The organism is Streptomyces mashuensis (assembly GCF_014654785.1).
In the GTDB taxonomy this organism is placed as follows: domain Bacteria; phylum Actinomycetota; class Actinomycetes; order Streptomycetales; family Streptomycetaceae; genus Streptomyces; species Streptomyces mashuensis.
This window is the reverse complement of record NZ_BNBD01000012.1, coordinates 171,219-178,360: the sequence shown is the minus strand read 5'-3', so window position 1 is coordinate 178,360 and position 7,142 is coordinate 171,219. Positions and strand designations below refer to the sequence as shown.

The 7,142-nt window shown below is 73.2% G+C and carries 6 protein-coding genes; 1 reads left to right on the top strand and 5 read right to left on the bottom strand.

Annotation, left to right across the window (positions count from 1 at the left end):
* Window positions 1-228: 228 nt before the first annotated feature.
* Entirely contained in the window at window positions 229-801 is a 573-nt protein-coding gene (locus IE305_RS25395) for a hypothetical protein (RefSeq protein WP_190132064.1), read from the bottom strand.
* Window positions 802-841: 40 nt separating this feature from the next.
* Window positions 842-1,123, bottom strand: coding sequence for an SH3 domain-containing protein (locus tag IE305_RS25390; protein WP_229891519.1), 282 nt, complete (start codon window positions 1,121-1,123; stop codon window positions 842-844).
* Window positions 1,124-1,211: 88 nt separating this feature from the next.
* On the opposite strand from IE305_RS25390, the gene IE305_RS25385 reads away from it, so the two are divergent.
* A complete protein-coding gene (locus IE305_RS25385) occupies window positions 1,212-3,449 on the top strand; it encodes a serine/threonine-protein kinase (RefSeq protein WP_190132063.1) in 2,238 nt (745 codons plus the stop codon).
* Between the two features lie 90 nt (window positions 3,450-3,539).
* On the opposite strand, the gene ilvD is transcribed toward IE305_RS25385, so the two are convergent.
* From ilvD to IE305_RS25370, 3 genes are all read right to left on the bottom strand, one after another.
* Complete coding sequence (gene ilvD, locus IE305_RS25380; protein ID WP_190132062.1) at window positions 3,540-5,390, bottom strand: dihydroxy-acid dehydratase; 1,851 nt, start codon at window positions 5,388-5,390, stop codon at window positions 3,540-3,542.
* Between the two features lie 182 nt (window positions 5,391-5,572).
* Window positions 5,573-6,193, bottom strand: coding sequence for a TetR/AcrR family transcriptional regulator (locus tag IE305_RS25375; RefSeq protein ID WP_190132061.1), 621 nt, complete (start codon window positions 6,191-6,193; stop codon window positions 5,573-5,575).
* The gene (locus IE305_RS25370) at window positions 6,190-7,014 is read right to left on the bottom strand and encodes a sugar phosphate isomerase/epimerase family protein (protein WP_190132060.1); all 825 of its coding nucleotides are present in this window, start codon (window positions 7,012-7,014) and stop codon (window positions 6,190-6,192) included. Before IE305_RS25370 ends, IE305_RS25375 begins: the two co-directional genes overlap by 4 nt.
* Window positions 7,015-7,142 lie beyond the last annotated feature (128 nt).

The window sequence follows — 7,142 nt, the reverse complement described above, 5'->3', positions numbered from 1 at the left end:
TCCGTTTTCCGTTCCGTTTCCGGTTCGGATTCCGTTTCCGGCCCCCTGTTGGAGCGGGGTGTTTCGCGCCTTCCGGCGTGATCACTACTTTAGCGGTTTTCCCCGGGACTTCTCAAATCGAAGTCCGTTCCGCAATTCCGGGCAGGCCGGAATGCATCCCGTTCGGGGTTCTTGCTGAAGTGGTGACGCCGCCGACTGGCTGGCAACTCGGAGAACTCTACACGACGTTCAGGGGTGCTTGCGCCGCCGCTTGGACCCTCGTGCGGCAGGGTTGCCCGTACGTGCGGCGCGGCGGCGCTGGTGGCGGGCGACGGCCTCCTCGTACTCCCGGCGGTGGAGGCCCTCGCCCGGGGCTTCGGCGAAGCACCGGAAGAAGTAGGCGAGCAGGGTGCCGATGAAGCCGATCATCATCAGGCTGTGCATCGACCGCTCCGCGGCCGCGTCGGCCTCGCTCGTTGCCTCGCGGCGCCGGCCGAACCCCTCCCAGGTGCGCCGGAAGGCCAGCGCGCTGCAGATGGCGAAGCCGACGACGACCAGCGCGTTCACGACGCCGCCCACCTGGGCGATGGTCAGCCCCTGGTAGCCGAGCCGCAGGACGAAGGCGCCCGCGGCTGCCGCCACCAGGGCGCCGGCCGCGACTCCGGCGCGGCGCAACGCGTAGCCGCCGTCGTGGTGGAGCCAGGTTGTGCCGAAGAAGCGGATCGGTTCCGGCCGGGGGCCGGTGTCCGGAACGGTCTCGCCCGCACCCGTACCGTTGCTGCCGCTGCTGCTGCCGCTACCGCCGCTGCCATTTCCGCTCATGTCTCGATTATCGGAGACGGCGCCGTGGGCCGGCCGGGCGTCAGCCGGAGCAGCGGTCCGCGACGAAGCCACTGCTGCCCGTCTTCACGTACGTGTCGGAGACGTACTGCCCCGGGGCGATGCAGTCCCATATGTCGCTGGTGCCGCAGGGGCCGGAGACGGTCTCGCCGTGCGTCTGGCAGCGGATGCTGACGCTGGAGCCCTGCGGGAGGACCCGGACGACCTCACTGTCGGTGCTCGGACCGCGGCGGACGTTGACCTGGTAGCCGGGCGCGATCGGGTAGGTCGCCATGGTTTCTCCCCCGTCGTCTGCGAATGTCATGCGCAGGCTAGCAACGCGCCGTACGCCTTCCGCTGCCGCCCGGGGCCCATCGATTACTCTCCGGGTCGGGTGACTTGGGGGTGGGACCGTGCCGCCACTGCGCAGGGCAAGCGACGGCGAGACGGGAGCGGCCGCGGACGCGGACGTGCCGCGGTACGCCGGCCGGTACCGCCTGGAGGGCCGCCTCGGCTCGGGCGGCATGGGCGTCGTGCACCTGGCGAGGTCGGCCTCCGGGCTGCGCCTGGCCGTCAAGGTGGTGCACGCCGAGCATGCCGCCGACCCGGAGTTCCGTGCGCGGTTCCGGCAGGAGGTGGCGGCCGCGCGGCGGGTGAGCGGGGCGTTCACGGCACCGGTCGTCGACGCCGACCCCGACGCGCCGCGGCCCTGGATGGCGACGCTCCACATCGCCGGCCCGACGCTCTCCGAGCGCGTCCGGGAGGGCGGCCCGCTGAGCGCCCCCGAGGTGCGGCGACTGGCGGCCGGGCTGGCCGAGGCGCTGCGCGACATCCACCGCGCCGGTGTCGTGCACCGGGACCTCAAGCCCAGCAACGTCCTGCTGGCCGAGGACGGCCCGAAGGTCATCGACTTCGGCATCTCGCGTTCGTACGGCAGCCGGGGCGCCGAGGTGCGCACCGAGACGGGCAAGCTGATCGGCACGCCGCCGTTCATGGCGCCGGAGCAGTTCCAGCGGCCGCGCGAGGTGGGGCCGGCAGCGGACGTGTTCGCGCTGGCGTCGGTGCTCGTGCACGCGGCGACGGGGCGGGGGCCCTTCGAGTCGGAGAGCCCGTACATCGTCGCGTACCAGGTGGTGCACGACGAGCCCGACCTGACGGGCGTGCCGGAGGATCTCGTCCCGGTGCTCCGCGCGTGCCTGGCGAAGGAGCCGGCGGACCGTCCGACGCCGGACGCCGTCATGGCGATGCTGTCGTCGTTGTCAGCGCTGTCGCCGCCGGCGTCGCTGTCGTCCGCCTCTGGGGAGCACGCCGCGGATCTCCCGGCACCTGCCCCGGAGCCCCCGGCCCCCGAACGGACCCCCGCTCAGTCCCCCGAAGAGACCCCCGCCCCGGCTTCCCGTCCCCGGCCCCGCCTCCGTGTCCGTACCCGCTGGGTCGTTCTCGCCGGTGGGTCGGTCGTCGTGGCAGCGCTTGTGGCGGGTGCCGTCTGGGCGCTGGACGCGGTGGGTGGCCTGGGGCGGGAGCCGCTGGTGACGCGTCCGACGGCCGCCGGTTCGGCCTGGCGGCCGTGGGAGGCGTCCGTGGCGGCCGACGCGGCGGGGAACGGCGAGGTGCGGGCCGGTTTCTGTTCGTACTCCGAGGGCGCTCTCTACTGTGCCGCGCGCGGGGTGCACGCGGCGCGCCTCGACGCCGTGTCCGGCAAGGTGCTGTGGCGGCGCGAGGGCGTGGCGCGGCGGCCGGGTGGCGGGGCGCCGAGCGCGCCCGTGGTGTCGGGTGGGCTGGTGCACGCGCTGTCGCCGGACAAGACGGAGCTGGTGGCGCTGGACCGGGCGGGCGGCGAGCCGCGGTGGACGCGGGACGTGTCGCCGTACGGCGGCCGGGTGTACCACGCGGGGGACGTGGTGCTGCTGGTCGGTGGCGACGGGACGGTCACGGCCGTGGACGGGGCGTCGAACAGGGAGCTGTGGCGGCGGCACGTGCTGCCGGGCGGCATCAAGCCCGTCTTCTCGTCGTACGGCCGTGGCGGTGCCGCTTACGCCGTGGCGCCGACGCCCGACGGGCGGGGGACGCATGTGGTGGCCGTCGATGCCGTGAAGGGGACGACGCTGTGGCAGTGGACGGCCGAGGGCACCCTGACGACGGTCGGCACGGGGCCCGGGGGCGTGCTCTACCTGTCGCAGACCGACGCGCAGTCGCGTGTCTCGGCGGTGGTCCGTTTCGATCCGTCGGTGGACGGGCGCGGGCGGGAGCGGCGGGTGCGGCTCACGCCGGCGGCGGAGGCGATGAGCGTGACGGCGCGCGGCGACGTGGTGTACGTCCTGTCGTCGCTCGGCAAGCTGACGGCCGTCGACATGAGGGACGGCAGTACGCGGTGGCGCATGGAGACGTCGGTGGCGAACGCCTCGGCGCTGGTGGCCGGCGGGGACGGTGACGACCGGCTGTATTTCTCGGCCGCCGACGGGCGGCTGCTCGCGGTGGACACGGCGCGGGGGACGCTGCTCGGGCAGACGTCGCCGCGTCTTGCGCGGGCGGGGAGCGGCTACCTGGAGTTGTTGCCGGCGCCGGTGGTGGCGGACGGCAGGGTGTTCGGGGCGGCGCCGGACGGGACGGTGTTCGCGGTGAGCGCCGGCAACCCGGCCGGCTGGCGCTGAGGCGCTGAGGCGCTGAGGCGCTGAGAGCCGGGCGCCGGGCCCCGGCCCCGTAAAGAGGCCCAGCGTCCCGGCGCCCGCTCCCGGCGGTCCTCAGCCCAGCTTGGTCACGTCGCGCACGGCGCCCTTGTCGGCGCTGGTGGCCATGGCGGCGTACGCGCGCAGGGCCTGCGAGACCTTGCGGTCGCGGTTCTTCGGCGCGTACGTGCCGGCGAGCGCTTCCCGGCGCGCCGCGAGCTCGGTCTCGGGGACGAGGAGCTCGATGGTGCGGGCGGGGATGTCGATGCGGATGCGGTCGCCGTCCTGGACGAGGGCGATGGTGCCGCCGGAGGCGGCCTCGGGCGAGACGTGGCCGATGCTGAGGCCGGAGGTGCCGCCGGAGAAGCGGCCGTCGGTGATGAGCGCGCAGGTCTTGCCGAGGCCGCGGCCCTTGAGGAAGGACGTGGGGTAGAGCATTTCCTGCATGCCGGGGCCGCCCTTGGGGCCCTCGTAGCGGATGACGACGACGTCGCCGTCGCGGACCTGCTTGGCGAGGATCTTCTCGACGGCCTCGTCCTGGGACTCGCAGACGACGGCGGGCCCCTCGAACGTCCAGATGGACTCGTCGACGCCGGCGGTCTTCACGACGCAGCCGTCGACGGCGAGGTTGCCGCGCAGGACGGCGAGGCCGCCGTCCTTGGAGTAGGCGTGGTCGGCGGAGCGGATGCAACCGTTCTCGGTGTCGGTGTCGAGGGCTTCCCAGCGCTCGGACTGCGAGAAGGCGGTGGCGGAGCGGACGCAGCCGGGGGCGGCGTGCCACAGTTCGACGGCCTCGGGGGACGGGGAGCCGCCGCGGACGTCCCAGGTCTTCAGCCAGTCGGAGAGCGAGGGGCTGTGGACGGCGTGGACGTCCTCGTCGAGCAGGCCGGCGCGGTGCAGTTCGCCGAGGAGGGCGGGGATGCCGCCGGCGCGGTGCACGTCCTCCATGTAGTACGTGCGGCTGCCGGCGACGTTGGGGGCGACCTTGGCGAGGCAGGGCACGCGGCGCGAGACGGCGTCGATCTCGTCGAGGCCGAAGGCGACGCCGGCCTCCTGGGCGGCGGCCAGCAGGTGCAGGATCGTGTTGGTGGAGCCGCCCATGGCGATGTCGAGGGCCATGGCGTTGCCGAAGGCGGCCTGGGTGGCGATGGAGCGCGGCAGAACGGTGGTGTCGTCCTGCTCGTAATAGCGCCGTGCCAGGTCGACGACCGTGTGGGCCGCGTTCTCGTAGAGGGCGCGGCGGGCGGTGTGGGTGGCGAGGACGGAGCCGTTGCCGGGGAGGGCGAGGCCGATGGCCTCGGTGAGGCAGTTCATCGAGTTGGCGGTGAACATGCCGGAACACGAGCCGCAGGTGGGGCAGGCGTTCTCCTCGATGCGGAGGATGTCCTCGTCGGAGATCTTGTCGTTGACGGCGTCGGAGATCGCGTCGACGAGGTCGAGGGTGCGGACGGTGCCGTCGACGAGGGTGGCGCGGCCGGACTCCATGGGACCGCCGGAGACGAAGACGGTGGGGATGTTCAGGCGCAGGGCGGCCATGAGCATGCCCGGGGTGATCTTGTCGCAGTTGGAGATGCAGATGAGGGCATCGGCGCAGTGGGCCTCGACCATGTACTCGACGGAGTCGGCGATCAGGTCGCGGGAGGGCAGCGAGTAGAGCATGCCGCCGTGGCCCATGGCGATGCCGTCGTCGACGGCGATCGTGTTGAACTCGCGCGGGATGGCGCCCGCCGCCTTGACGGCCTCGGAGACGATGCGGCCCACCGGCTGGAGGTGGGTGTGGCCGGGCACGAACTCGGTGAAGCTGTTGGCGACCGCGACGATCGGCTTGCCGAAGTCCTCGCGCGCTACGCCCGCGGCGCGCAGAAGGGCTCGGGCGCCCGCCATGTTGCGGCCGTGGGTGACGGTGCGGGACCTCAGCTGGGGCATGGCCTCTCCACTTCTCGGTGGCTCCGGGGGCCTCGATGTCGTCCGGGGCCGTGTCTCAGGCGGTGACTCGAGGGTTCTCGGACGTTCGAGCCTACGCCGGTCGTCCGGCGAGGCGGACGGGCTTTCCGGCATCCGAGACGGAGATCGGGGTGAGATGGGGGTGATCCCGGAAGGGTCCCCGCTCAGTCCCCCGTCAGGTGACGCTGCACCGCCGGTGCCACCTGAGCGATGACGTCGTCGATGTCCGCCGACGCCAAGGGCTCGATCTTGATGACGTGGCGCAGCATGGCCACCCCGACCAGCTGGGCCGCCGCGAGCTCGGAGCGCAGGCGCGGGTCGGGGACGTCGAGTTCCCCCGCGATGGGCATCATGAGGCGCCGGGACACGAGGTGGCGGAAGACCTCGGCCGCCTTCTCGTTGGCCACGGCGGAGCGGACGACGGCCAGCAGTGGTTCGCGGGTGCCGGGGTCCTCCCAGAGCCGCAGGATGAAGCGGGCCAGCCGTTCCCCGAGCTCCTCGCGGGGGCCGGCGGGGAGCATGTCGGGGGCCAGAAGGGCGGGGGCGAAGCCGGCCTCGACGGCCGCCGCGAAGATCTCCTCCTTGGGCCCGAAGTAGTGGTGGACCAGGGCGGGGTCGACGGCGGCGGCCTTGGCGATGCCGCGGATGGACGTCTTGTCGTACCCGTGGGCCGCGAACTCGGCGCGGGCGGCGGTGAGGATGCGTTCGCGTGCGCCGGGGCCCGTGGCGGCGTCCGTGCGGGCGGGGCGGCCGCGCCGCCGGGGGGTGGTCTCCGGTTCCGTCACCGGCGGTGCGCTCCCGTCGGGGAGGCGAGGTGCAGCCGGGTGTAGGCGAGGGCCTCGGCGAGGTCGGCCTCGCGCTCGGCGGCGGACATGGCGCGCCGGGTGTTGACCTCGATGACGACGTGGCCGTCGAACCCGTTCACAGCGAGACGTTCCAGCACCTCGGCGCAGGGCTGCTTGCCGCGGCCGGGGACGAGGTGCTCGTCCTTGGCGGAGCCGTTGCCGTCGGCGAGGTGGATGTGGGCGAGCCGGTCGCCCATGCGGTCGATCATCTGGAGGGCGTCGGTGCGGGCGGTGGCGGTGTGCGAGAGGTCGACCGTGAAGTGCCGGTAGTCCTCCTTGGTGACGTCCCAGTCCGGCGCGTAGGCGAGCATCTCGCGGTCGCGGTAGCGCCACGGGTACATGTTCTCGACGGCGAAGCGGACGTCGGTCTCGTCGGCCATGCGCCAGATGCCGCGCACGAAGTCGCGCGCGTAGGAGCGCTGCCAGCGGAAGGGCGGGTGGACGACGACGGTGCCGGCGCCGAGCTGTTCGGCGGCGGCGCGGGCGCGCTGGAGCTTGACCCAGGGGTCGGTCGACCATACGCGCTGGGTGATGAGGAGGCAGGGCGCGTGCACGGCCAGGATGGGCACCTGGTGGTAGTCGGACAGGCGGCGGAGGGCGTCGACGTCCTGGCTGACGGGGTCGGTCCAGACCATGACCTCGACGCCGTCGTAGCCGAGGCGCGCGGCGATCTCGAAGGCCGTCGCCGTCGACTCGGGGTAGACCGATGCCGTTGACAGGGCGACCTTCGCATCCGGAATGCGCACCACTGGCTCTGTCACGAGGGACAGCGTATGCCCGGCCCCGCCACGGTGGGCAGGTGGTCGGTCACTCGGCGGAAAGACGATCACCGAGGGGGCGGGGACGGGGCGCCGGCCGCCGTCCCCGCCCCGCCGTCGCGCCGGTTCCG

Coding starts and splice junctions, on each gene's coding strand:
- IE305_RS25395 (WP_190132064.1), bottom strand. CDS start 801: ATGAGCGGAAATGGCAGCGGCGGTAGCGGCAGCAGCAGCGGCAGCAAC.
- IE305_RS25390 (WP_229891519.1), bottom strand. CDS start 1,123: ATGACATTCGCAGACGACGGGGGAGAAACCATGGCGACCTACCCGATC.
- ilvD (WP_190132062.1), bottom strand. CDS start 5,390: ATGCCCCAGCTGAGGTCCCGCACCGTCACCCACGGCCGCAACATGGCG.